Genomic DNA, 1,188 nt, shown 5'->3' with positions numbered 1-1,188 from the left:
CTCGCCGACCCACTCACCCATCGCCACAAGACAAGTCTGGTCCCGCCGCTCACGCGGCAGGACCAGAACCCAAGATCTTCATCGACCTTCTAGGCGCTGTTTCTCGGATCATGTGCGGAGCCAGATGATGAGTGCTGCGAGGGTGACGGTGCCGAGGTAGGTGTAGGCCCGTTTCTCGTAGCGTGTGGCGACGGCACGGAAGCCCTTGAGCCGGTTGATGGCACGTTCGACGGTGTTGCGTTTCTTGTAGCGGCCGGGGTCGAATCCGGTGGGCCGGCCGCCGCGGGAACCGCGGTTATGGCGGTGTCTGTGCTGGTCGAGTCGTTCGGGGATGGTGTGCGTTATGCCGCGTCGTCGCAGGTAGCGGCGGTTTTCGCGGGACGTGTAGGCCTTGTCGGCCAAGACGTGGTCGGGTCGGGTGCGAGGCCGGCCGACGCCGATGCGGGGCACCGACACCTGCTCCAGGACGGGCTGGAGTTGGGGGCCGTCTCCGTAGTGTCCGGGTGTCAGGAGGAGGGCGAGCGGCCTGCATCGTCCGTCGGCTGCGAGGTGGATTTTGGTGGTGAAGCCGCCACGGGAGCGTCCCAGGCACTCGCCGATCTGACCACCTCCTCCAGCCGGACGGCCAGTTTCCGAAGCACCGGATCGACCTGATTCGTCCTTGGGCGGACCCCCTTTTGAGGGACCACGGCAGGCGCCGTCCTCCTTGCCCCGGCGGCGTGCTGGTGGGCACGCACCGCGGTGGAGTCCACGGACACGTCCCAGTCGATCAGACCGGCGGCGTCCTCGGCGGCCTGCACCTTCGAGAGCAGCATCTGCCAGGTCCCGTCCGCCGACCAGCGGCGATGGCGCTTGTAGACCGTCTCCCACGGCCCGAACCGCTCCGGAAGATCCCGCCACTGCACCCCCGTACGGACCCGGTACAGCACCCCGTTGATCACCCGGCGGTGATCACTCCACCGGCCCCCGCGTGCACCGCCACGAGGAAAGAACAACTCCAGCCGATCCCACTCCGCGTTCGTCAGGTCTCCGCGTCCCATGCAGTCAGCCTGCCCCCAACACCCCACCCACGTGTGGAGATCCGAGAAACAGCGCCTAGAAGGTCGATGAAGATCTTGGTGAGGGGCTGTCCGGCCGTCAGGCCGGACAGCCCCTGCGGTCATGTACCGGCGGGTGCGAGGTGCCAGG

At 67.3% G+C, this 1,188-nt stretch carries 1 pseudogene; it reads right to left on the bottom strand.

Annotated elements, in window-relative coordinates:
- Positions 1 to 108 precede the first annotated feature (108 nt).
- Positions 109 to 1,040, bottom strand: a pseudogene (locus ABZ887_RS51170) (IS5 family transposase).
- Between the last annotated feature and the right edge of the window lie 148 nt (positions 1,041 to 1,188).

The organism is Streptomyces sp. NPDC047061, from assembly GCF_040643955.1.
Lineage (GTDB): Bacteria > Actinomycetota > Actinomycetes > Streptomycetales > Streptomycetaceae > Streptomyces.
This window is presented reverse-complemented; position numbering and strand designations above follow the sequence as displayed.